The following is a 24,118-nucleotide window of genomic DNA, read 5'->3' as shown; positions in this document are numbered from 1 at the left end:
TTTTATTATATATTAGGATGTATATACTAATCTAAAAATAATCCATAAATTGAGGAAAATTTTTAGATTGACATTTACATAAGAATTTATGTATATAATCAAAATTATCTTTTTATGGGGATTATGGGGGATTTTTTTGTGAAATCATGTAAAATAGTTATACAGGTAAAAATTTTTTAGAAAATCGTGTAAAATACCTCGAATTTTTGTGTACAGGTAAGAAAAATGGTAAAGCCTTAAAAGTGATGTAAAATCTATAATGTTAATAATCGAATTTTAAATATTAATTTTACAGGCTCTGCCCGAACTCGCCCTCGCTGGAAGGCAAAGAAAGTTCACGCACTTTCTTCTCATAAAGGGGTTTTCCGTGAGCAAGTGTCAAGAGCTGCCTAGGCTTCGCCCAGCGTACTGTCTTTTGACACTTGCTCCGCTCCTTTATACTGATTCTTGTTTTTTCGCTAAATTTTCTAGCTCAGTTTGTTTTTTTTCTTAGTTCAATAATTGATGGCATATAGTAATTTCTATATTTCTTTTCTGACCATTTATCGTATTCCTCAATTAATATACTTCCCATTAATCTAATTAGCGAATTTGTATTTGGAAATATTCCAATTACATTTGTTCTTCTTTTAAGCTGAATTAATTTAAAATTTTAATATTTGAATTATTGTTTATAATTTCAAAAAATTTTTTTTCATAATTTAAATCATATATTTGAATAAATTTATCCCCATATGCTTCAATTATTATTTTTAATTTATTATTTTCATTTACTATTGTAATGTTTTTGACTTTGTTGAATGGTATTTTAAAAACTAAAAATAATTTTGGTAAAAAAACACAAAAATGCTTATTACTTATTCCAATGGAATAAAAATTAGATATAAATAGTATTGAAAAAAGTAGTACGATTATTAACCCCAAAAAAGTATTGTCATATATTCTCCATATAGTTAAACCTAAAAATAAGATCAAAGTAAAAAGAAAATAAATTACAGGAGATAATTTTTGGCAAATTAAATTTTTTGATTTATTATAAAAATTGTATCCAATTGCAAGCAAACATAATAATATGATAAAAATTTTCATATAATACTCCTCGTATAATAATGTTGTAGTTAAAACTACATATTTTATTTTCATCTCATATTCTTTATGAGATAATAGTTGTATAGATAGAGGTCGTAGTTTTTCTCCTTGAAGCTTTTGTCTTCCTTATTAAGGGTTACGCCTCTTCTTTACGTCTTTATGCGTATGAGCTGGATAGCACATTCGTTGCTGTATGTCTAACGAGGTTGCATTGTCGTAAAGTTCTAGAGGGTTCTTTCTCTATCTAAATTTTTTGAAACTAGGTGATTTTATGTTTTACATTGGTATTGATATCGCAAAGAAAAACCACGAAGCTTCTATTATTGACTCTTCCGGAAAATCCTTATCTAAAAGTATATCTTTTTCTAATACTATTAAAGGTTTAGAAAAGTTTAGGGATTTTCTTGATTATTTTAATCTTGATATTAACAATTGCATTATTGGAATGGAAGCAACTGGTCACTATTGGCTTAGTCTTTATTCTTTTCTTCTAGAGCTTGGATTTAATTGTATCGTCATAAATCCAATTCAATCAGAAGCTTTCAGAAAAATGTACATAAGACAAACCAAAAATGATGCTATTGACTCTTTTGTCATCGCTCAAATCATGAGATTTGGTGAATACTCAATCTCAAATTTTTCTGATGAAGATGCTTTTGCACTAAGAAATCTTTCTAGATACAGATTTGCTTTAGTTGATGAATGCTCTGATTGGAAAAGAAAACTAGTCGCTATTCTTGACCAAGTTTTTCCAGAATACTCAACACTTTTTTCTAATATCTATGGTGTTGCTTCAAAAGAGCTATTATCCAAATATCCTTTACCTGAAGATTTAATTAACATTTCTGCACAAGAATTAGCAAATCTTCTTTCTAAATGTAGTAAAGGGCGTTTTGGTCTAAAAAAAGCACAAGAAATTCAATCTACAGCTTCAAACTCCTTTGGAATTAAATTTGCTAAAAAATCTTTTTCTTTTCAGATCAAACAAATCATTAACCAAATTTCATTTTTAGAAGATCAAATTTATGAAATTGAAGAAGAAATTTCTTTCATGCTTAATGAACTTTGCCCAGTAATCACTAGCATTACAGGTGTTGGAAAAGTTCTTGGAGCTGCAATTTATTCCGAAATTGGTGATATTTCAAGATTCGAAAAAGCAAGTCAGTTAGTTGCTTATGCTGGTCTTGATGTTTCAGTTAAGCAATCTGGAGATTTTAATGCTTCAAATACTAAAATATCTAAAAGAGGTTCACCATACTTAAGAAGAGCAATTTGGCTATCTGCTACAGTTGCTGCATTTAGAGATCCTGCTCTATCGAAATACTATCAAGGTATGAGAGATAGAGGAAAAGCTCATGGTACTGCTATTGGAGCAGTTGCTAGGAAGCTTACTAACATCATTTTTGCAGTGTTGCGTGATAACAAGTTGTATACTCCAAATATTTAATTGTTAATATTGTTTTTTTTCACCTAAATTATTAGGTTTGTTTGCTGTGCACAAATTTAAGTAATTTTTTATCTAAGTTCTGTCAAGGTGCGCTCCCTTGACAGAACTTAGATAAAAAATTATACTCCATGAGCACTGCAAACAATTAATCATTTATCTATTGACATTTGATAGCTGGTCTTAATATTTTATTTAATTTTAACATATATAAAAATATATTTCTATAAAGAAATAATATAAATCCCTTCTGTATATAGTATCTATTTTGTTTAGAGGTTTAAAATTATTTTTGCTCTATTTTTTACTCTTCGACTATATCTTTTAACTAATTTGTGAATCTCGTATTCATTTTTTCTTTATTTATTTTTAATAAATAATTTATTGGTTTATGTTTAGATTATGGACTAATATTTTTTAAGATTTAAATTGTTATACATCGTTTGAAATTCTAATACCATTTTTTTTACAGTACATATATTAAGTACAAATTATTCTTTTTTAGATATTTGTTAATGCTAATATAATAATGTACAAAAACGATTAAATAACAATGAACAATTTGATAAAATAAATAGATATTAAATATTAGGAGATATATATGCAATATTCATTTAATCCAAACAATATATACGTAGAAGTTAAAAAATTAGAAGACTTATCAACATTAAAAAAAATTTATACAAAAAAAATACAAGAAAAAAACCTCAAAAATAAATGATTTTAAGGATTTAATTGAAGAACTTTTAGATGAAAATTCAATTCAAAAGTTTTACTCTAAATCAATACTTTACAGGTATTTAAAAGATAATCACAACTTAAATGTTAGTCAATCTAACTTTAGACGATATATTTCAAGAAATGAAAATTTCCAAAAATATTTTTCTAAAAAATCATATAAAAATGATACCAAAATTAGATTTGAAACTTCTGCAAGTGAACAAGCTCAAATTGATTGGAAGGAAGATATTTCATTTGTTACAAGTGATGGAGAAATACTTAAATTAAATATTTTTGTTTTTCAACTGTCTTACTCAAGGTATAGAATTTTTCATGTATCTTTAGATAAAAAACAGGAACAAATAAAATACCTTTAAGTTTATTAGAAATAGAAAAAGATTCCTTAACACCCCTTCCTAGTGTAAATTATGAAAGATTAGTTTCTAATTTAGAGTACTTAAACTTAAAGCAAATACTAATTCATTTAGAAGATGAATCTAGTAATTCAAATATATCATTAATTGATGGATTACTTAAATTAACAGATTATGAGGTGGAAAATAAAAGAAAAGTAGCCTCTAGTCAAATGATAAAGGTAGCAAATTTTCCACATGTTAAAACAATAAATGACTTTGATTTTAATTTTAATCCAGAAGTTAATGAAAACCAAATAAAAATGCTATGTACATTGAAGTTTTTAGAAAATAATGAAAATATAATATTTTTTGGAAATAGCGGAGTTGGAAAAACACATCTAGCAACATCAATAGGAATAGAAAGTGCAAAAAAAGAATAAGCACATATTTTATTAAATGTATGGATTTAATAGATAACTTAAAAAGGGCAAAAATAGAGAATAGGTTAGAACAAAGGATAAAACATTATTCAAAATATCAATTACTAGTAATTGATGAAATGGGATATTTACCATTAAATGAAGGTGATGAGAAATTATTATTTCAAATAATAGATAAGAGATATGAAAATAAAAGTACAATAATTACAACAAATTTAAATTTTAGTGAATGGACAAAGTTATTTTATGATGAAAAAATAGCTTCGGCAATTATAGATAGATTGTTACATCATGCAACAGTCGTATCTATTACTGGAAATTCATACAGACTTAAAGAATATATAAGGGAGGAGTAACTGTGCATTCTTATATAATCAACTTTGTACATTTTTATGTTGACATTAACACTTTACCATTTTTCTTACCTGTACACAAAAATTCGAGGTATTTTACACGATTTTCTAAAAAATTTTTACCTGTATAACTATTTTACATGATTTCACAAAAAAATCCCCCATAATCCCAATAAAAAGATAATTTTGATTATATACATAAATTCTTATGCAAATGTCAATCTAAAAATTTTCCTCAATTTATGGATTATTTTTAGATTAGTATATACATCCTAATATATAATAAAAAATCAAAAACTTCTTCGTAGCCACCTCCGCAGGATGAAATCCGAGGACTAGTGGCGTAAGAAGAAGTTTTTGATTTTTTATATACTATATATTGTAGAGTTGTTTTATATAACTAAATCGTAATTATTATTTTATTGATTTTATTTTAAATATTTGCTATTTTAATTATAGAAATCGATTTCAAAAAAAAGAGAAATAAATGATAAAAATTAAAAAAAAAAAATTCAATGTGTTTAATATTTATTATATTATTCTCAATAGAAAGAGTTAATGCTAAAAGTGATATAAATGATTATTATGGCACAATAGAAGCTACAAATAAATATTTTGATTCCAAAAATGTAAGAAGTTATGAAGAATTAAATGATAATGAAAGAAAAGAATTATGTAAGATTATTGATTCGTTAAAGCCGGTAGAATCTTTAAAACGCTTAGGAGGTTCTGTAAATTCATCTGGTAAAAAAAATAAAAATATTCCAACAAATGGAAATTTTTATGGTGAAATCTTTATAACAATGGATAATTATACTTTAGGATTTCGTCATGGACATGCAGGTATTGGAGGAGACGGATCTGGGTATGTTATTGAAGCAAATCAAGATGATGGCGTGAAATTATATAAAAATAGAATTGAAGGTTATTGGATAAAGTGTAAAACAGGAGGTATTATGAGAGTTAGAGGTGCATCGGCTCAAGATTATAGAACTGCATATAAATACGCTGATAATAAGATAGGATATGCTTATTCTATAATTCCAAGAAGTGATACTTTTTATTGTAGTGAATTAGTTTATTATGCATGGAAAGAAGCAGGTTATGATATAGCATCTGGAAAATGGGGATATCATTATTCTCCTTATGATATTATGTCAGACGATGATACATATTATTTATATAAATGGAGAGAATAATGAAATTGAAGAAATTTACTTTTATTTTGTTTGCAATTTGTATAATATTATCTGCATGTGGATATATTCATGTTAAATCCGGGATTATTAATAAAGATGCTAAATATATTACATTATCTCCTCATAATTCTCAAATTGATATAAAAGCAATTATTAGTTTATATGATGAAGATGGAAAATTTTTAGAAAGTCATAAGTTTAATAAGGTAAATTTAGACAGAGTTACATGTTATAACGATAATATTTATTATCATGGACCTAGGGGAGTTATAAAAGTCGATAGAAATAAAGGTACTATTAAGAAGATTTTAGATAGTTCTTCAGATATTATTGATGAAGAAGATGGTATTTTATATTACAATGAAAATGGTGGGTTTGTTAAATTTCCTAATCCGGAATATAAGGTGAAAATTTGTAAATTTGGAGAAAAAGAATGTATGAGTTTTAATGAAATAGTATATGGTTTTAAAGTATTGAAAAATAAACTATATGTTATTTTAGATTCACCACAACTAGGTAGAGAAATTTGGACATTAAAAGTTTATGACTTTAAAACAAAAAAATTATTAGATGAGCAAAATGTACCAAAAGGTACTGATTTGCAAAAAGCAGGAAATAAAATTTATGTTACAGAATTAGAAAAGTTGGCTTATGAATACAATAATAAAGAAAATATTTTAGTTACAAAGTATAAAAATAAGGAAGATATATTATCAAAAGAAGATTATATTCGTAATATATATTTAAATAAAAATGGAAAGTTATTTATTGAAAAATATAATTTTGAAACTGGAGAGTCAATTTATTCACTTTATAATTTTACAGATAAAAAAGAAATTGCAAAAATATCTGATGGAAATCAAATTTTTTATGCACCATATTCTGATATTTTTATAGAAATGGATACGCATAATAACAAATTTATTGATTTGAATAGCAATAAGACTATAAATGCAAAACAATTTAATAACTATAAAACTTTTAATGCTATTCCTTTAAGATGATAAAGTTGTAATATTTACATAAAAAATAAAAAGATCCACTTAGGCATCTCCGCAGCTCCATAGGAGCGAGGACTAGTGCCGTAAGTGGATTTTTTTTATTTTTATTTTCTTAATCTATTTGAGTTTTTAGTATATCTGTATAATCTGTCTTTTAATTCGTTTGAAGGCAATTCTTTGGCTCTCCATTGCCAGTTTGTGCCTAATGTTCCGGGTAGATTCATTCTTGCCCAGTTTCCTAGGTCTAATAAATCTTGTAATTGGAATATAGCTGTGTCTGCAACTGATGTCATACAAAGTCTGATGATACCCCAGTTGTAACCTTCTTCTTCGGTTAAACCTGCATATTCTTTTGCTCTTTGTAACAGAGCATGGTCTTGATTATCAATCCATCCACGAAGTGTTTCATTGTCGTGTGTCCCTGCATATACTACATAGTCTGTTGTATAGTTGTGAGGAATATGTTCACTGTTCATTTCTTCGTTGAATGCAAATTGAATGATCTTCATTCCTGGGAATGCCGTTTGTTGTCTAAACTCATAAACTTCTTTAGTCATGTAACCTAAATCTTCAGCAATAATTGGTAAATCGCCTAAATCTTCTTTGATTTGTCTAAATAGGTCGTAAGCTGGACCTTTTTGCCATGAACCATTTTTGGCAGTGTCATCTCCTGCAGGTATTTGCCAAAATGATTCAAAACCTCTAAAGTGGTCAATTCTTACACAGTCAAATATTTTGAATGATGATCTGATTCTTTCAATCCACCATCTATAGTTTTCCTTTTTATTTTCATCCCAGTTATATACAGGATTTCCCCATAATTGACCTGCGTCTGAAAATGCATCCGGAGGACATCCTCCTACAAATGCAGGGGTTAAATCTGGTTTTAATAAGAATAATTGAGGATTTGCCCACACATCTGAGCTATCTTCTGCAACATAGATTGGAATATCACCAATTATCTTTATTCCTCTGGAGTTGGCATATTCTTTTAATGCTATCCATTGTTTGTAAAAAATATATTGGATAAATAGGTGGAAGAATATATCTTTTTTATTTGTTTCTTCAAATTCCTTAAGAGCTTGTTTATTTCTTGATTTGTATTTTTCATCCCATTGTGTCCATGAATTGCCATTATTAGCATCTTTTAACGCCATAAATAATGAAAAATCATTTAGCCAGAAAGATTCTTGTTTACAGAAACTCGAAAAATCAATAGAGGATAAATCAAATCTCTCAAAAGCCCTTCTTAATATTTCATATCTCTCATGGTATAATCTACCATAATCAATTTTTTCTATATCTACATTTTCATTTAATGGATTTAATTCTTCTTGGGTAATTAATCCATCATTTTTTAAATATTCTAAATCTATAAAGTATGGATTACCTGCAAATGTTGAAAAAGATTGATAAGGACTGTCACCATAACTTGTAGGACCAACTGGTAGCACTTGCCAATATGTTTGTCCTGCATTAACTAAAAAGTCAACAAATTTTCTTGCATTTTCTCCCATAGTACCAATACCATAAGGTCCGGGTAGAGAAGAAATGTGCATCAAAACTCCGGAAGTTCTATTATCGTTCACTTTTTGAAAATTGTATTTTTCATCTAACATTTTTAACTCCTAACTATTAATTTTGTATCTACTATTGTTTGTTTTTGAGAAGCTTGTGGATTCATTATTAAATCAACAGCTTCTCTACCTAGTAGTTTAGCGTTTATGTCTACGCTTGAAAATGGTAAATTTGATATTTTTGATAAGTATGTGTTGTTAAAACTTATTATCTTTATAAACTTACCTAATTCATTATACCTTTTTGCTATACCATATGCAATTAAATCATCTGTACAAGCAACTGAATCATATTCTTTTTCTATTAATGTATCTGCAAGTTCATAACCTGCATCTATAGAAAAATCAACATAATACATATCATTTTCATCATAATTTATCATATGTTTTTTGAGTGCCAGCTCAAATCCTTCTTGTCTATCTATTGTAACTATATATTCTTTATTTCCGCCTACAAATGCAGGTTTTTTTGCACCCTTTTTTATCAAAAAGTTTACAGCATTTTGCATTGCTTTTGGGTTATCATTATTTACGCTAAGCATATTTTTACTATTAGGTCTACCTACAACTACAGTAGGTTTACTGGATTCTTTTAAGAAATTAATTGTTTTATCATTTTTTTGTACAGACAGTTTTATCACTCCATCAATTTTATTTGACTGTATTAGTGATTTAACTTTACTATACTCAGTTGAATTTTTTCCATCAGAAAAAACCAAAAGCATATCTTTACTATAAAAATTTAATCTAGTCGCAATTGCATCAAGTATATCTAGAAAGAATGAATTGGCAAAACCTTTACTAGGAGTTCTATCAATAATTACTGCTATTGTATCAGTATTTTTTGTTGCAAGAGCTCTAGCTGTATAATTAGGTTCATATCCTGTTTTATCAATTGCACGTTGAACTTTTTGTCTAGTAATTTCATTGACATTAACTTTGTTGGAAACTACTCTTGATACAGTGGATATACTTACCCCAGCTAAATATGCTACATCTCTAATTGTAACTTTTCTTGTCATATATTTTTCCTTTAATTAATTCTATTTGTTGTTTCTCCGTCAAAGAAATGTAAAGCATCTAAATCAAATGTGAAGTTATGAATTTCATCTATATCATATTTAAAATGACCGGGTTGAGAAATAACTACTTCGGATTCATCATCTAATTTTACATAAAGAATTTTTTCTTTACCTAAATTTTCAACAACATCAATTCTTCCTTTAAGAGCATTTTCAGAATCTTTAGCTAAGAATCTTTCAGCTCTTATACCTAAGTAAATGGATTTATCACTATGATTTTTTAATTTTACCTGATCTTCGTGTTTTGGCGTAAGCTTAATTAAGCCATTTTCTGAAATGAATTGACCATTTTGATATTTCCCTTTGAATATATTCATCGTAGGGGAGCCAATAAATCCTGCAACGAATAAGTTAGCCGGTTGGTTATAAAATTCTTCCGGTTTACCGAATTGTTGTATTTTTCCTTTATCTAAAAGAATAATTTTATCAGCCATTGTCATAGCTTCTGTTTGATCATGTGTTACGTATATAGATGTTGTTCCTAGTTGTTTGTGTAATCTAACAAGTTCAACTCTCATGTGTTCACGAAGTTTGGCATCCAAGTTTGATAATGGCTCGTCCATTAAGAATACCCCCGGTTTTCTAACCATAGCTCTACCTAATGCAACTCTCTGTCTTTGCCCTCCGGAAATATCGGATGGTTTAGAATATAGATATTCTTTTAATTGTAAAATTTCTGCTGCTTCCATAACTCTCTTATGGATAACTTCTTTTCTTTCATTTTTCATTTGTAATGAAAATGCCATATTATCATATACAGTCAAGTGAGGATACAATGCATATGATTGGAATACCATAGCTATATCTCTATCTTTTGGTGCAACCTTATTCATTAATTTGTCACCAAAAATTAATTCGCCTTCTGTTATGGAATTTAATCCGGCAATCATTCTTAATAATGTAGATTTCCCACATCCTGAAGGTCCTAAAATTGCACAAAATTCTTTATCTTCAATTGTTAAATCAATATGTCTTATTGTAAATTTATCTCTACCTTCATATTTTTTACCTAAATTATTTAATGTAACTTTCATTTTAATCTCCTAACCTTTTACTGAACCCTTACTTAATCCGGATACTAATTGATTTTGTAAACTCATAAATAATACTACGATAGGAATTGCTGTTAATAATCCACCTGCAGCAAAAGCAGGAGCGTTCATTGTTCTCATATCTTGTATTAATGTAAATAGACCTGTTGCCAAAGTATATTCTTCATTGCTTGTTAATAATACTGCAGGTAACATATAATCCATAAATGGACCTATAAATGACCATAATGCAATTATTGCTAACATTGGTTTTGCTATTGGCATAATAATTAATCTATATACTTGAAAATTTGAACATCCGTCAATTCTAGCAGCTTCATCTAATTCGTTTGAAATGGAATCAATATATCCTTTTAGGATAAATGTATTACCTGCAATACCACCGGCTGAATAAATTAAAATTAACATAGCTGTTCTACTAAATATTGGAACAATACCTGAAATAATCGAGTGTATTGCATAATAAGCCGTAATACCCGCAAATGCCGGAATTGTTTGAATAAGCATAATACCCATTAAGCTGGCTTTTTTTCCTTTAAATCTATATCTTGAATAAGCATATCCTGTAAACGATACGATTAATAGTGTAAATAAAGCTGTTGCTATAGCGATTAAAATTGTATTTTTTGTCCAAATTAAAAAGTTTGTATTTTCAAATAAGTATTCAAAATTTTTAAATGAGAAGGAAAATGCACCTGAAAGAGAGATATATTTTCCTTGATTACCGTTGAAACTTGATATTACCATTGCTGCTAATGGCCAAATAATGGCTATTGCCCAAGCAATTAAAATTGCGTAGGAAAGCACAAGAAGTATTTTACCAACAGTGTTTAACGGTTGTTTATCAGATAAATATAAACCATTATTTTTATTTTTTCTCTTAAACATATTAGTTCCCCTTAAATGCTTTTGTATTTCTAAATCCTAACCATGAGAAGAACATGATTATAAGTGAAATAACTATTGTTACAGCAGCTCCTAGAGCTTGATAGTTACTTGTTATAGTTAATTTATAAATATATGAAATTAACAAGTCTGTTGAACCGGCTACATTACCATATACTGAAGGATTAAATGGACCACCTCCATTAAATAAGTGAATAATCGAAAAATTATTAAAGTTAAATGTGTATTGTCCGATTAGAAGAGGGGCAGTTTGGAATAATACTAAAGGAATAGTGATTCTCCATGTTTTCTTAAAACCAGTTGCTCCATCAATTTCAGCCGCTTCATATAAATCAGAAGGTATACCTTGTAAAATACCTGTTGATAATAAAAATACATATGCTGAACCTAGCCATCCTTGTAATAGTATAAGAACTAATCTTGTTTGGAATGTATTATTTTTAACATCTAGTGCAATTCCAAATATTTTGTTAATCATTTCAGTGATTGGTCCACCTTTTGCAAACATTTGAGAGAAGAACATTATAGTAATAAATGCAGGAACAGCCCATGGTAATAAATAAATCGTTCTAAATAGTCCCTTAAACTTTATTCTTTCTTGATTTGCAATTAATGATAATATAAAACCAATTGCAATTGCTAATGTAGTTGAAGCAAATGTCCAGATTAATGTCCACAATACGATTGGCCAGAATGCTTTACCGGCAACTCCTTGTCCTAATGCAAGTAATTTATAATTTTGCAATCCACTCCAAGTAAATTTAGCTTGATTATTTGGATCATAATTAGTAAATGAAATTAAAATTGTTGTAAATATTGGTACTAAAACTATGAATATAATTGCTATTGAAGCAGGGGATATTACTAAATAAGGGAATCCATCTGTTAGAATTGCTTCCTTAGTTTCAAACCATACATTTCTTCTTACACCCTCAATTTCTTTCTTTTCAACTTTATATACATCAACAAATGATATATAGTATATGAATATAGATATTAAAAGTAAAAATATTGAAATAATACCTTCTATCATAAATATAATTGATTTATCTAATCTTTTACCACCTTCCGCAAGACTTATAAGTCCTGAGATACCTTCACCTTGGTAATTTCCAAATCCAAGAGCATATGGTATTGCAACAAAATAAATAAATAATGTACCTATGAAAAATAATAGTGCTTTTACATATTGTTTATTTAATAGTTGTCCTAATCCCGGAATAGGGAATGTTAGATATGACAATATTGGGTGTTTCTTTTCTACTTCTATAGGAGTTTTTCTTCTTACGTCAGAGATATCAGAATTTAATACATTCATCTTTGATTTATAATCTATATTTAGATGATGCTTAATATTTTTAATATCTTCTTGTGTTGCTTTTTTCTTATCAATATAAGAAAAAGCAGTTATATCTTCTTTTGCTGATCTTTTTCTAATCTTTTGTTCTGTGGTTAAGGCCTTTTTAGAAATTAATCCTTCAGAATATTTCTTATTTAACTCTATAAGTTCAGCTTGAAGTTGATTATTTCTTTCTTCAGTTTTTTGTTGAATTATTTTTTTTGCTTCATCAGTTTCTTTTTGTGTGATATTAGCTAATTTTTGTTCTTTGAATTTTAATTGTTTTTTTAGATTTTCATCATTTTTAATCATATCAGGAATATGACGCAATTCTCTTTCAGCCAAATTATAATTGAATTGTGCTTCATATGATAAATCAACATAATCTTTATAAAAGTCTAATTTTTTATTTGCCTTAAATTCTCTCTCTTGTAGGTATGCAATTTTTTTATCTTGTACATCTTTGAATCTATTTTTTGCTTCATTTTCAATTTTTGTTAAAAAGTTTTTTTCTTTTTCTAAAAATTCATCTAATTTTTTGATATAAGGATGATTTTTTCTATTAGATTCAAGTTTCTTTCTATCAGAAGGAGATGCATTTATTAAATCAATAATATATTGATTTTTTCTTGGATATTCACGTCCTACACTATCCTTAATGGTTTTTGAATAAGCCATAGTTTACCTTCCTTTTTGTAATTGGTGCTTTTATTATAACTAAAAGATAGCATATATATAACAAAACTATCAAATAGTAAAAAATTGAATTTGTTTTAAAAGAAATTATAATGTTAATAGTTTTTATTAAAATTATTAAAGAAAATATAATTTTAAATAATTTTGATATACCGTATTTTTTATAGGTGAAAAATGTAAATAAGGTTATTAAAATCACTTCAAATATATTATAAAAATAATTTGTTATTATAATTCCCATATAATCTGAAGGGGAATTATTTTTATTAAGCTCTAAGAAAACTTTTAATAAGTCTTGATTTTTTCCAAGATTAAAAGCTTCCAATGATGCTATAAAAATTATCAGTGCTGTTATTATTAGTAATCTATTAACTGTTTTTTTTTCTTTTTTATATTTAATATTTCTATTTTCCATAATTACCTGTAAATATAGGAATAGCCAAAACTTAAGTTTTGGCTATTCACTATATTTTATTTGCTTTTAATTACTTAAGTTGTTCTAACATTGATGTGAAAGCAGCGTTTAATTCTTTGTATGCTGCGGCTGCATCAGCTGGTTTAACAGAATTCCAAGATAATACTGAATTTTTCCATGTATCCCAAACTTGTCCAAATTCTTTGAATAATGGTCTTGCTGGAGAAACTTTGTATGATTCAATTACGTTTGTTATAACTTTCTTGTCGATTTCTGATAAATCAGATGCTTTATAAACATCAGCTTTTACGTTACCTAAAATTTTACCTGTTGATTTATATATATCAACAGCATTTGCAGGGTTAACAAGTTCTTTAATGAATGCTGTAGCTAATGCCACTTTATTTTTATCAGCTTCAATTCTTGCGTTGATTCCTAATGCCCAACCACCTTTCCAGTGAGTAAATGCTTTACCTGCAACTGTTATGTGGTTAATTGGATAAACTTCAATGTTTCCTGCTTTAATTTCTTTAGCTATAACACCTTTACCAGCTGTTGACCAAGGTCCATCTAATCTTATAACACCTTTTCCGCCTGTTGTAAATTCTTTATCGATATATCCCCAACCTGCTTCAGCATCAAATAATGGTGTGCCAGCGTCTTTATTTAATTTCCAATATCCATAAACTCCATCAAATACAGCTTTTTGATCTGCTGTTAATTTATCATATGGATTTGCATATGTTGAAGTAAATTTTTTATCTTTCTTTGCTAATAAATCTAAACCACCAGCATTGTTTGGAGCTACACCAAACCATGCATCAAAGAATGGTAATAAAACTGTAGCTGCATCTTTTTGAGCTGTAATTTCAAATGGTTTTGTATGATCAATCTTTAATGTTTCTGCATTCTTTTTGTTTACAAATGTAACCAATGATTCAATATTGTAAGGGAATGCAAGATAATCTTTATCTTTTTTGAATTGTCCACCTAATCCTTTATCAAAATCATCAAATCCGCCTAATTCTTTTGCCATTTCAGCAGCAGGAAGTGCTCCTAAAACATTGTTATCTGCTAATTCTGTGAATTTATCTGCTGGAAGTGCAAATACGTCAGCAACGTCCTTATTTGTTGCATCTGTTTTTTGAATTACACCCAGGTGATCAAATGATGCTATTTCTTTTAGTTTAATCTTTGAATCCGGGTTAGCTTTTGTGATTTTATCTACCACTTTTTTATAGTAATCCATCCAACCTTTTTCAGCTTGAACAGTGATTTCGCCTTTTAATTTTCCGGTTGTTGTTTTTTCAACTTCTTTTGTTTTTGGCTTAGAAGTATTACATGCACTTAAAACCAAAGTGAATGCTAGCATCGAAGCTACTAGACTTTTTAAATTTTTTTTCATATTTCCTCCTATATTTTTACAACCTAATGAAAACGGTTGCGGTTATATCTATAGTATATATATTAATTTTCAAAGTGTCAAATTTTATTTAAATTACTTTTAATTAATGAAAATGCTAAAAATTTATAATTTATCATGCAAATGTTTGCGATATTGAAATGTTATAATAGAATAATTCATGTAAAAATCAATATTTTTGAAAAAATGATTCGATTTTATATTTTTATGTTTTGTTATAAAATATATTTAAATAAATTTATATACATAAAGCGTTTTTAAAATATTAAAAAAATTTAATATTTAAGATTTACAAAGTTTAATATTTAGTAAAAGATGTGAATACTATTAATTGTAAAAAGAGACTATTATATATATAATCTAATTAGAATCAATAAATAAATTACAAATAAACAAATATATGGTAAAGTAGTAATGAATTAAATTTTATAGGAGCAATTATGTTTTTTAGGAGAAAAGATGGTTATAAGATAGAAGTAGATCCTTTTTCAAGATTTATACCTTTAATAATGAAAGAAAGAAATGATGCTTTAGTCGCTTTAAATCAAGAAATTTCTTTAGAGCCTTTTGATGCTTATATTAGAAAAGTATATGATGAAACAGGGATTAGATTGTCGTATATGCATATAATTTATGCAGCTATGGCAAGAACATATAGAGAAAAACCTAAAATTAATCAATTTATTATAAATGGAAGATATTATATGAGAAATGAAATAATTATTTCCATGGTAGTAAAAAAAGCAATGACAGAAGATGCAGCTGAAACTACTCTTAAATTTAAATTTAAGGGGGATGAAACTCCTCTTCAAGTTAGAGAAATACTAAATAAAGAAATCCAGGCTGAAAAAGATACAAATACTGATGGTAAAAATGCAACAGATATATTTGTTAAAGGACTTTCAAAAACACCTTTATTCATATTAAAATTTTTAGTTGGAAGTATTAAATTTTTAGATAAAATTAATATGATACCGAGCAGTGCACTAGAAGCAAGCCCATTTCATGCATCTGCATTTATAACAAATTTAGGGTCTATAGGGCTTGATGCCGCATTACACCATATTTATAATTTGGGGACAATTGGAGCTTTTCTTTCAATAGGTAAAAAAGGAAAGAAAATTGTTAAGAAAAAGGATAAGTTTATAGAAGAAAAAATTATGAATATAGGATTTGTAATAGATGAAAGAATTTGTGATGGATTTTATTATGCAGCAGCAATGAGAAGATTTTTCAGATATTTAAATAATCCTGAAAAGTTAGAAGAACCTGTAAATTTAGATGATTAATTTGAAATTATTTATTATGTTGGGTCAAAATTTAATGATTTTTGATTCAGCATATTTTTTTATTGAAATTTTCAAATAAAATATAAAAATAGTATATGATTATGCGATTAAAATTTAGGTAAAATTATATAAATAAAATAGAAATAGAAATGACAATTATCAAGGAAAGAGTTTTAAGAAAAATACTAATATATGTAAAACATTTAAAATGTATATAATAAGTGATATTATTATATGGATACAATAAAAGGGAGGAACTATGTTTTCTAAATTTTTTAAGAAACAAAATATGATGAGAACTGTACTCATAGCTGTGTCACCTATAATTATTTATGGAATTTATGTTTTTGGATGGAGAACACTAGCACTATTAGTTTTCAACATAATTGTGGCATGTACAGTGGAGTATTTATCAGAAAAATATATGTATAAAAAAGCTCAAATTACAGAAGCTGCTATTGTAACGGCGATTTTATTTACATTAACATTATCTCCGGGATTACCATTTTGGATGTCTGGTGTAGGGGTGGCATTTGGTATTTTTTTTGGTAAAGAAGTATTTGGAGGATTTGGTAAAAATGTATTTAATCCTGCGATAGTTGGTAGAGCATTTATTTATATAAATTTTTCGACACCGATGTTAACATTTAATCAAGCTGCAAATTCAGAAAGATTAATTAGTGGTTTAGGTGGATTTGCAAAGTGGATAACTCCTGTTTTAGATCATACTGCAAGCCCAACACCATTACTCGATTTAAAAATTAATGGGAGTACAGTAAGTGTATTAAATTTATTTTTGGGTAATATTGCTGGATCTATTGGTGAAATATCAACTTTATTAATTATCCTAGGTGGAGCATATATGATTTATAAAAAAGTTGCATCATGGGAAATTATGGTATCATCATTAATTGGATTTGTAGTAACATCATATGCTTTGATTTTAATCGGTGTTCAAGGAGATATTTTACCACCGTTACAAGGATTGTTAGTAGGAGGATTTATATTTGGTACAGTATTTATGTCAACAGATCCAATATCCGCACCAAAACAAGTTCAAGCAAAATGGATTTATGGAATTATGATTGGATTTACAGTAGTTATTATAAGAGGATTTTCTTTATTTCCGGGAGGAACGATGTTTGCGATTTTAATTGCCGAAGTATTTGCTCCTGTAATTGATTATATATTTAAGGAAGTAAATAGAAAGAAAAGATTAGCAAAAAAATCAACAATTGTTAAAAAGGCGGTGGCTAATGATTAATAAGAATAAAAAATCATTAGTTTATCCGGCACTTTTTATGCTGGTTTTATCGACTGTGCTAACATTTTTATTAGCTATGTTAAATGAACATACTAAATCATTAGTTGCTAAAAATGCTGAGTTTGAGCTAAAAAAGAAAATATTATATATTTTTTCAATAGAAAATGATGGTACACAAAAAGATGTAGATAATAAATTTACAAAAAATATTAAAAAAACTGATAAAAAATATAACAATAAACCAATTTTTAAATATGAAAAAGAAGGGAAAAAAGCATATGCAGTTTCAGTGCAAGGATCGGGATTGTGGGGACCAATCGAAGCTTATGTTGCTTTAAGTCAGGATTACAATACAATTTTAGGGCTTGATTTTATAAGGCAATCTGAAACTCCAGGTTTAGGAGGACGTATTGAGGAATCATTTTATAAAGAACAATATAGAAATATTAGGTTAAAAGATATTGATAAAAAAGTTGATTCTATATCAGGGGCTACAATGACCTCTCTTTCAGTTGTAAAATTAGTGTCTGGTGATTTAGCAAAATTTATAAAGACAATGGGAGAAAATAATTAATGAATAAATATATTAAAATATTTAAGGATCAATTATTATATGATAATCCTGTTTTAGTGCAAATTATAGGTATATGTTCAGCTTTAGCTGTAACAAATTCAGCTAAAAACTCTTTGATTATGGGATTAGCTTTGATTTTCACAACGGGATTATCATCTTTTGTAATTTCAATTATAAAAGATATTATCCCAAAACATATAAGAATGGTTGTACAAGTATTTATTATTTCTTTTTTTGTAATTATTGTTGATATTTATTTAAAGGCATTTATGCCGGATATGAGCAAAACATTAGGACCATATGTTGGTTTAATAATTACAAATTGTATTATAATGGGTAGGGCTGAGAGCTTTGCGATGGTTAATTCACCTGTTGCTTCATTAATAGATGGCATGTCAGCAGGTCTTGGATACACATTAGTTTTATTAGCGGTGGCTGTCATAAGAGAATTATTAGGTTTTGGTACTTTATTTGGATTCCAAATTTTACCTAAAACAGCAACTACATGGACATTAATGATAATGCCTCCTGGAGCATTCTTCGTTTTGCCAATTATTATGTGGATAATGTATAACTTTATTAATAAAGATAAGAAGGAGGTTAAATAATGTATATTAATCCCTTAGTTATATTTTTTGCTTCTATATTTACAAGTAATATGATTTTTAGTAATTTTTTAGGGATGTGTTCATTTATTTCTGTAAGTAAGGAAGTTGAAACAGCAACAGGTTTAGGGATTGCTGTAACATTTGTACTGTCAATTACAACAGTTCTTAACTACTTTATGAATAAGCTAATGGTATCATTAGGTATTGAATACTTAAATTACATTATCTTTATAGTTGTTATAGCCGCATTTGTTCAAATTTTAGAAATGATTTTAGAAAGATATGTTCCAAATCTTTACCATGCATTGGGAATTTTTTTACCACTTATAACTGTAAATTGTGCAATCTTAGGTGTTACATTATTTATGGTTACAAGAGAATATAATTTTTTACAATCATTGTTATTTGGGATTGGTTCAGGTATAGGTTGGGCGTTAGCTATTATTTCAATGGCTGGTATCAGAGCGAGAATGAATGAAAATGCCTTACCAAAAGGACTTCAAGGGGCTCCAATTACGCTTATTATAACAGGTATAATGGCAATGGCATTTATCGGATTCTCAGGTATGGTTCCAATTTCATAGAAAGAAGGAGGGATTTATGATTCAAGTACTAACAACAACATTTATAGTTGCTATAATCTCTTCTATATTTGCGATTATACTTACAATTGCACATAAGGTTTTAAATAATTATGGATTTGTAGAATTAAAAATTAATAGTGAAAAAAATTTAAAAGTAGAAGGTGGACAGTCACTTTTAAATGCACTAAAAAATGAAAAAATATTTTTACCATCAGCATGTGGTGGAAAGGGGACATGTGGATATTGTAAATGTAAAGTTAATAATGGTGCTGGTCCTGTTTTAGCTACAGAAAAGCCTTTGTTAACCAAAGCGGAATTAGAATCAGATGTAAGATTATCATGTCAATTAAAGGTTAAAAGTGATATTGATATTGAAATTCCTGAAGAATTATTCAATGTACAAGAATTTGAGGCGATACTTATTGAAAAAATTCCAATGACGGATAAAATCGTAAAAATTAGAATGGAATTAATGGGAAAAAAAACAATTAATTTTAAACCCGGACAGTTTTTACAATTACAATCAAAACCATATCCAAAAGGAGATGATTATAATGCTCAAGATGAAGCTTGGGATAGAGCATATTCAATTGCATCGTCAACTAAAGATGATAAACATGTTGAATTATTAATTGGCCAAGTTTTAGATGGGAGAGTTTCAACATATGTACATAAAGTATTAAATGTTGGAGATAAAATTACTTTATTTGGACCATTTGGAGATTTCTATTATAATGATGATGATAATGATGAAATAGTAATGGTTGCGGCAGGGACAGGATTTGCACCTATAAGATCGATATTATATCATATGCTAGATAATGATATTAAAAAAACTGCCAGATTTTACTTTGGAGCAAAAACAAAATCTGATTTATTTTTATTAGAAGAGATGAAAATGTTTGAAGAGAAATTGCATGACTTCAAGTTTATGCCTACACTATCCAGACCGGAAGAATCAGATAATTGGGATGGAGACATAGGTAGAGTAAATAATTCAATTGATAAATATATTGAAGAATATAAGACTTATACAGCGTATATATGTGGTTCGCCAGCTATGATTAGTGGTATTGTAAAATCACTGATAGCAAAAGGTGTAAATACAGACTATATCCACTTTGATGAATTCTAGTATTGTTTAACATCACGTATAATTTTTCTTAAAACTTTCTCTAAATTTTTTTAATATGATAATAAAAATCTATAAAAGTTTGATACAATAATCATGTCGAAAGGCGACAGATAAATATCAAGTGTTTAAGTAAACGCACAGAAAAGAACATTCTCCCTCTTTTTTGTGCGTTTGTTTTTTGAAAATGTTTTTAAAAATTAATATAATATATTAAACAATATATTATTAATTAAAGGTAAAGGAGAAATATGATTATAAATTTTTATCATACAAATGATATACATTCAAATTATAGTTTTTTAAGGAAAGTCCATAAGTTTATGATGGAAAATAAAACTGAAAATGATATTTATTTAGATGGTGGTGATTATTGTGATTTAATGAGCGTTGTCGTTGATTCAGACAAGGGAGAGTCGGCATTAGATTTATTGATGGAATGTAAATTAGATTTAATGGGAATAGGAAATAATGAAATAGATTTAGAGTTTGACAGTTTGTCAAAACTTGTAAATAAATACCCTATGATATGCTCAAATTTGACAGATGCTAATGATAAAGATATACCTGGTTTGAAAAAATCTGAAATATTGGAAAAGTTTGGTAAAAAATTTTTAATATTAAGTTCTGCACCTTATTTTGATGATAAAGGAGAACATGGGAAATATAATAAATTTTTTGAACTTGGTAATCTTAAAACACAAGATTCAATTAAGTCTTTGAAAAATGAGCTTAATAAATATAAAGGAAAATATGACTATATAATATATCTTTCACATAGTGGACATATTGTTGATGATATGATACTTAAAGAAATACCTGAAATGGATTTTATTTTCGGAGCACATACACATATTATTAAGAATGAAGGTAATTATTCAATGTCAGGGCGTGGAGAAGCATTGGGTAAAATTTCATTAGATATATCGGGTAATAAAATTAAATTGATAGAAAACAAACAAATTTATTTAGATGAAATTGAAAATGAAAAATTTGATAAGTTATTAGGTAAAAAAATTAAGCATGCAGAAAATATTATGTCAAAAGAATTGTTATTAAATTCTGAACTTAAATTTAATCCTTTTGAAGAAAATGAGTTAATCAATTTTATATGCGATGCCTTAATGAAATATAAAAAAGCTGATTTAGCAATTATGCATAATGGTATTGCCGAAAATGATTTAGTTAGACCTGTGTCAAAAAAATCTTTATTAAAAATATTCCCTTCCAAATTAAATCCAACGATTTTTCATGTTAAAGGAATAAATATTAAAGAAGCAGTTAAGCAGTCATTTGATAAAAAATTTATAACTCAGTCAGGTAAAGGTGCAGGATTTAGAGGAAGTGTTTTGGGAACTCTAGGATTTAGTAAAAATGTTAAAGTCCAAAAAAATCCATTTAATATATTTATAAATAATGAATTAATAGATGATGAAAAATACTATAAAGTTATTAGTGATGATTATATGCAAAGAGGAACATGGTATAAAACAATTTGTGCTTCAGATGCAGATTCTAAATTTTATAAATATTTTATTAGAGATTTAGTAAAGATTTATTTGACTGATGAAGAACTATTTAACAGCTCAAAAATTAAAAGAATTTATTGAGAAATGCATCAAAGTATATAAAAATTTACAGGTAAATTTCTAACTTTTTTAATAAAATTTACCTGTAAATAATTAATTTTCAATAATATTAGAAAAATATGAAATATTTAAAAATTCTTTTTACTTAGAAATTTCTTCGTTTACATATAAACTGCCAGCTTCTTCGTCCATTATTACAATTACATTTTTGTGAAGTTTTAGGAAGCTTGCAGGGATTAGTGGGGATATTACACTATCTTTTAATGTGTTCATTATTTTTGCTTTTTTAACTCCTGAAGCTAATAATATAATTTTTTTAGCCTTAAATATACTTCCCATTCCCATTGAAATAGCTGTTGTGGGAACATCTTTAATTTTTTCAAAAAATCTTGAATTAGCATTTATTGTTGATTCTTGCAAATCTTCTATGTGAGTATATAATTCTAATTTACTTGAAGGTTCATTAAATCCTATGTGTCCATTTTCTCCGATTCCTAAAATTTGAATATCTTGTCCACCTAAATCATCTATTATCTTTTCATAATTTTTACATTCTTCTAAAAAATCTTCAGCTTTTCCGTTTGGAACATATGTATTATTTTTATCAATATCAATATGATTAAATAAATTTTTGTTCATAAAATATCTATAACTTTGTTTATGCTCTCCGGAAAGACCTATGTATTCATCTAAATTTACAGATTTAATATTTTTAAATGAAATTTCCTTATTTTCATTTTTATTTATTAATTCTTTATAAAGTCCTATAGGTGTTGAACCTGTTGCTAAACCCAAAATAGCATTAGGATTTTCTTTTATAGTATTTGCAACTATATCAGCAGCTTTTTTACTCATTTCATCATAATTTTTTGTAATAATAATTTCCATTATAAACCTCCAAATAATTTTTCATTTAAATTATAACATATAATATTGAAAAATTTAATTTTAACAACAAGCATTTATCATATTGTTGATGATGGATAATATAATAGTTTTAAATTTTTTACAGAATTGTTATATTAAATGTGTTAAAATTTTGATATAATTATTATAACTTTGCTTTAGGGAGAATTATATGAATTTTATAAAATATTTTTTTAGAAATAATCTAGATAATAATTCATTTGGGTTATTGAGTACTTTTCATTTAAGTGCAATTATTATTTTAATATTACTAACTATTTTTGTAATAAGTTTTAAAAACAAAGATAGGAAAAAGCAAGAAAATTTACTTAAATTAATGGGAATATTATTGTTAAGTGATAAGATTATGATGTTTATATGGATGGTTACTTCAGGGTTTTATACTCTTGAAGCATCATTACCGGTTTATAATTGTAGAATTGTAGCTTGGTTTTTTATTTATGATATATTTATAGGAAATAAAATATTGAGAAAAATAGGAATATATTGGGGGCTAATGGGAGGTATATTAGCTATACTTATGCCTGAGCCATATGCATTTAGATTTCCGCATTATACAAATTTCCAATTTTTTATCTTCCACTATTTAATCTTTTTAATTGCGATATACAATATTGTAGTTAGAAAAGAAAGTCTGGATAAGAAAGATTTATTATTTACAGTTAAATTTACAGCTATTTATAATTTATGTGTAATGATTTTTACTTTATTATTAAGAAACTATTATCCAAAAGCAAACTATGGATTTTTAGTTGAAGCACCAAATGTTGTGAAAAATTTAATGCCATTGCAAGGAATTTTATATTATATATTTGTATTGCTCTTATATTCATTAATAATGGTGGTAATGCATTTTGTTGGAAAGTTATTTTGTAAATTGGCAATTGATAAATAAAAAAAACTATTAGTTTTATTTACTTATTAAACATACATAAGATATAAAAGCGGTTTAGAAAATGATAAAGTAATTTTTGAGAGAATTAGAACTTAAAAATTCTAATTCTCTTTTTTATTTGCTAAAATTAAAATAATATACTATAATAATAATGATAATCATTC

Annotated in this window: 21 protein-coding genes and 1 pseudogene; 12 read left to right on the top strand and 10 right to left on the bottom strand. The window is 27.1% G+C overall.

Going from position 1 to position 24,118, the window contains the following annotated elements; all coding sequences use genetic code 11:
- Positions 1-472 precede the first annotated feature (472 nt).
- Both EQF90_RS05585 and EQF90_RS05580 read right to left on the bottom strand, forming a co-directional pair.
- Positions 473-640, bottom strand: a complete 168-nt coding sequence (locus EQF90_RS05585) for a transposase (protein ID WP_134711902.1) — start codon at positions 638-640, stop codon at positions 473-475.
- Positions 640-1,089 carry a hypothetical protein gene (locus EQF90_RS05580; RefSeq protein ID WP_330167154.1) on the bottom strand — a complete coding sequence of 150 codons (450 nt, stop codon included), beginning with the start codon at positions 1,087-1,089 and terminating at the stop codon, positions 640-642. Before EQF90_RS05580 ends, EQF90_RS05585 begins: the two co-directional genes overlap by 1 nt.
- 271 nt (positions 1,090-1,360) lie before the next feature.
- On the opposite strand from EQF90_RS05580, the gene EQF90_RS05575 reads away from it, so the two are divergent.
- From EQF90_RS05575 to EQF90_RS05555, 4 genes and pseudogenes are all read left to right on the top strand, one after another.
- A complete protein-coding gene (locus EQF90_RS05575; RefSeq protein ID WP_330167153.1) occupies positions 1,361-2,536 on the top strand; it encodes an IS110 family RNA-guided transposase in 1,176 nt (391 codons plus the stop codon).
- Between the two features lie 1,084 nt (positions 2,537-3,620).
- A pseudogene (istB, locus tag EQF90_RS08370) lies at positions 3,621-4,405 on the top strand (IS21-like element helper ATPase IstB).
- A gap of 512 nt (positions 4,406-4,917) precedes the next feature.
- Positions 4,918-5,601, top strand: coding sequence for a hypothetical protein (locus EQF90_RS05560; protein ID WP_134711195.1), 684 nt, complete (start codon positions 4,918-4,920; stop codon positions 5,599-5,601).
- The gene (locus tag EQF90_RS05555) at positions 5,601-6,605 is read left to right on the top strand and encodes a hypothetical protein (protein ID WP_134711193.1); all 1,005 of its coding nucleotides are present in this window, start codon (positions 5,601-5,603) and stop codon (positions 6,603-6,605) included. Before EQF90_RS05560 ends, EQF90_RS05555 begins: the two co-directional genes overlap by 1 nt.
- A gap of 101 nt (positions 6,606-6,706) precedes the next feature.
- Here EQF90_RS05555 and malQ read toward each other — a convergent pair whose 3' ends face one another.
- The 7 genes from malQ to EQF90_RS05520 form a co-directional block, all read right to left on the bottom strand.
- Complete coding sequence (malQ, locus tag EQF90_RS05550) at positions 6,707-8,221, bottom strand: 4-alpha-glucanotransferase (RefSeq protein WP_134711191.1); 1,515 nt, start codon at positions 8,219-8,221, stop codon at positions 6,707-6,709.
- 2 nt (positions 8,222-8,223) lie between these two features.
- On the bottom strand, positions 8,224-9,201 hold the full coding sequence (locus EQF90_RS05545) for a LacI family DNA-binding transcriptional regulator (RefSeq protein WP_134711189.1): 978 nt from the start codon (positions 9,199-9,201) through the stop codon (positions 8,224-8,226).
- 11 nt (positions 9,202-9,212) lie between these two features.
- Positions 9,213-10,295: an ABC transporter ATP-binding protein gene (locus EQF90_RS05540; RefSeq protein ID WP_134711187.1), complete on the bottom strand. Its 1,083-nt coding sequence runs from the start codon at positions 10,293-10,295 to the stop codon at positions 9,213-9,215.
- Between the two features lie 9 nt (positions 10,296-10,304).
- Complete coding sequence (locus EQF90_RS05535; RefSeq protein WP_134711184.1) at positions 10,305-11,201, bottom strand: sugar ABC transporter permease; 897 nt, start codon at positions 11,199-11,201, stop codon at positions 10,305-10,307.
- A gap of 1 nt (position 11,202) precedes the next feature.
- The gene (locus tag EQF90_RS05530) at positions 11,203-13,236 is read right to left on the bottom strand and encodes a carbohydrate ABC transporter permease (protein WP_134711183.1); all 2,034 of its coding nucleotides are present in this window, start codon (positions 13,234-13,236) and stop codon (positions 11,203-11,205) included.
- The gene (locus EQF90_RS05525; protein WP_134711181.1) at positions 13,214-13,669 is read right to left on the bottom strand and encodes a hypothetical protein; all 456 of its coding nucleotides are present in this window, start codon (positions 13,667-13,669) and stop codon (positions 13,214-13,216) included. The genes EQF90_RS05530 and EQF90_RS05525 overlap by 23 nt, the downstream gene beginning before the upstream one ends.
- A gap of 70 nt (positions 13,670-13,739) precedes the next feature.
- Positions 13,740-15,074 (bottom strand): sugar ABC transporter substrate-binding protein, encoded by a 1,335-nt coding sequence (locus tag EQF90_RS05520; RefSeq protein ID WP_134711179.1) that lies wholly within the window; start codon positions 15,072-15,074, stop codon positions 13,740-13,742.
- Positions 15,075-15,532: 458 nt separating this feature from the next.
- Here EQF90_RS05520 and EQF90_RS05515 point away from each other — a divergent pair, with 458 nt between their 5' ends.
- The 7 genes from EQF90_RS05515 to EQF90_RS05485 all read left to right on the top strand — a co-directional run bounded on the left by EQF90_RS05515 (position 15,533) and on the right by EQF90_RS05485 (position 22,153).
- Positions 15,533-16,381 carry a 2-oxo acid dehydrogenase subunit E2 gene (locus tag EQF90_RS05515; protein WP_134711177.1) on the top strand — a complete coding sequence of 283 codons (849 nt, stop codon included), beginning with the start codon at positions 15,533-15,535 and terminating at the stop codon, positions 16,379-16,381.
- 259 nt (positions 16,382-16,640) lie between these two features.
- On the top strand, positions 16,641-17,645 hold the full coding sequence (locus EQF90_RS05510; protein WP_134711175.1) for an RnfABCDGE type electron transport complex subunit D: 1,005 nt from the start codon (positions 16,641-16,643) through the stop codon (positions 17,643-17,645).
- On the top strand, positions 17,638-18,219 hold the full coding sequence (locus tag EQF90_RS05505) for an FMN-binding protein (protein ID WP_134711173.1): 582 nt from the start codon (positions 17,638-17,640) through the stop codon (positions 18,217-18,219). Before EQF90_RS05510 ends, EQF90_RS05505 begins: the two co-directional genes overlap by 8 nt.
- Positions 18,219-18,827, top strand: coding sequence for an NADH:ubiquinone reductase (Na(+)-transporting) subunit D (locus EQF90_RS05500; protein WP_134711171.1), 609 nt, complete (start codon positions 18,219-18,221; stop codon positions 18,825-18,827). Before EQF90_RS05505 ends, EQF90_RS05500 begins: the two co-directional genes overlap by 1 nt.
- Entirely contained in the window at positions 18,827-19,411 is a 585-nt protein-coding gene (locus EQF90_RS05495; protein WP_134711169.1) for an NADH:ubiquinone reductase (Na(+)-transporting) subunit E, read from the top strand. Before EQF90_RS05500 ends, EQF90_RS05495 begins: the two co-directional genes overlap by 1 nt.
- A 16-nt stretch (positions 19,412-19,427) precedes the next feature.
- Positions 19,428-20,546 carry an NADH:ubiquinone reductase (Na(+)-transporting) subunit F gene (locus EQF90_RS05490; RefSeq protein WP_134711167.1) on the top strand — a complete coding sequence of 373 codons (1,119 nt, stop codon included), beginning with the start codon at positions 19,428-19,430 and terminating at the stop codon, positions 20,544-20,546.
- Positions 20,547-20,794: 248 nt separating this feature from the next.
- Positions 20,795-22,153 (top strand): 5'-nucleotidase C-terminal domain-containing protein, encoded by a 1,359-nt coding sequence (locus EQF90_RS05485; RefSeq protein ID WP_134711165.1) that lies wholly within the window; start codon positions 20,795-20,797, stop codon positions 22,151-22,153.
- 120 nt (positions 22,154-22,273) lie between these two features.
- On the opposite strand, the gene nagB is transcribed toward EQF90_RS05485, so the two are convergent.
- Positions 22,274-23,020: a glucosamine-6-phosphate deaminase gene (gene nagB / locus EQF90_RS05480; protein WP_134711164.1), complete on the bottom strand. Its 747-nt coding sequence runs from the start codon at positions 23,018-23,020 to the stop codon at positions 22,274-22,276.
- A 190-nt stretch (positions 23,021-23,210) separates the two neighbouring features.
- On the opposite strand from nagB, the gene EQF90_RS05475 reads away from it, so the two are divergent.
- Positions 23,211-23,954, top strand: coding sequence for a YwaF family protein (locus EQF90_RS05475; protein WP_134711162.1), 744 nt, complete (start codon positions 23,211-23,213; stop codon positions 23,952-23,954).
- Positions 23,955-24,118 lie beyond the last annotated feature (164 nt).

It is taken from the genome of Helcococcus ovis (genome assembly GCF_004524775.2).
Classification (GTDB): Bacteria; Bacillota; Clostridia; order Tissierellales; family Peptoniphilaceae; genus Helcococcus; species Helcococcus ovis.
Note: the sequence above shows the minus strand (reverse complement) of the source record. Positions and strands in the feature narration are given on the sequence as shown.

What these genes read in the sequence shown, in the direction of transcription:
- EQF90_RS05490 (WP_134711167.1), top strand. Translation starts at nt 19,428, where the DNA reads ATGATTCAAGTACTAACAACAACATTTATAGTTGCTATAATCTCTTCT.
- EQF90_RS05545 (WP_134711189.1), bottom strand. Translation starts at nt 9,201, where the DNA reads ATGACAAGAAAAGTTACAATTAGAGATGTAGCATATTTAGCTGGGGTA.
- EQF90_RS05560 (WP_134711195.1), top strand. Translation starts at nt 4,918, where the DNA reads ATGTGTTTAATATTTATTATATTATTCTCAATAGAAAGAGTTAATGCT.
- nagB (WP_134711164.1), bottom strand. Translation starts at nt 23,020, where the DNA reads ATGGAAATTATTATTACAAAAAATTATGATGAAATGAGTAAAAAAGCT.
- EQF90_RS05475 (WP_134711162.1), top strand. Translation starts at nt 23,211, where the DNA reads ATGAATTTTATAAAATATTTTTTTAGAAATAATCTAGATAATAATTCA.
- EQF90_RS05530 (WP_134711183.1), bottom strand. Translation starts at nt 13,236, where the DNA reads ATGGCTTATTCAAAAACCATTAAGGATAGTGTAGGACGTGAATATCCA.
- malQ (WP_134711191.1), bottom strand. Translation starts at nt 8,221, where the DNA reads ATGTTAGATGAAAAATACAATTTTCAAAAAGTGAACGATAATAGAACT.
- EQF90_RS05515 (WP_134711177.1), top strand. Translation starts at nt 15,533, where the DNA reads ATGTTTTTTAGGAGAAAAGATGGTTATAAGATAGAAGTAGATCCTTTT.
- EQF90_RS05555 (WP_134711193.1), top strand. Translation starts at nt 5,601, where the DNA reads ATGAAATTGAAGAAATTTACTTTTATTTTGTTTGCAATTTGTATAATA.
- EQF90_RS05495 (WP_134711169.1), top strand. Translation starts at nt 18,827, where the DNA reads ATGTATATTAATCCCTTAGTTATATTTTTTGCTTCTATATTTACAAGT.
- EQF90_RS05580 (WP_330167154.1), bottom strand. Translation starts at nt 1,089, where the DNA reads ATGAAAATTTTTATCATATTATTATGTTTGCTTGCAATTGGATACAAT.
- EQF90_RS05540 (WP_134711187.1), bottom strand. Translation starts at nt 10,295, where the DNA reads ATGAAAGTTACATTAAATAATTTAGGTAAAAAATATGAAGGTAGAGAT.
- EQF90_RS05485 (WP_134711165.1), top strand. Translation starts at nt 20,795, where the DNA reads ATGATTATAAATTTTTATCATACAAATGATATACATTCAAATTATAGT.
- EQF90_RS05510 (WP_134711175.1), top strand. Translation starts at nt 16,641, where the DNA reads ATGTTTTCTAAATTTTTTAAGAAACAAAATATGATGAGAACTGTACTC.
- EQF90_RS05525 (WP_134711181.1), bottom strand. Translation starts at nt 13,669, where the DNA reads ATGGAAAATAGAAATATTAAATATAAAAAAGAAAAAAAAACAGTTAAT.
- EQF90_RS05505 (WP_134711173.1), top strand. Translation starts at nt 17,638, where the DNA reads ATGATTAATAAGAATAAAAAATCATTAGTTTATCCGGCACTTTTTATG.
- EQF90_RS05535 (WP_134711184.1), bottom strand. Translation starts at nt 11,201, where the DNA reads ATGTTTAAGAGAAAAAATAAAAATAATGGTTTATATTTATCTGATAAA.
- EQF90_RS05520 (WP_134711179.1), bottom strand. Translation starts at nt 15,074, where the DNA reads ATGAAAAAAAATTTAAAAAGTCTAGTAGCTTCGATGCTAGCATTCACT.
- EQF90_RS05500 (WP_134711171.1), top strand. Translation starts at nt 18,219, where the DNA reads ATGAATAAATATATTAAAATATTTAAGGATCAATTATTATATGATAAT.
- EQF90_RS05575 (WP_330167153.1), top strand. Translation starts at nt 1,361, where the DNA reads ATGTTTTACATTGGTATTGATATCGCAAAGAAAAACCACGAAGCTTCT.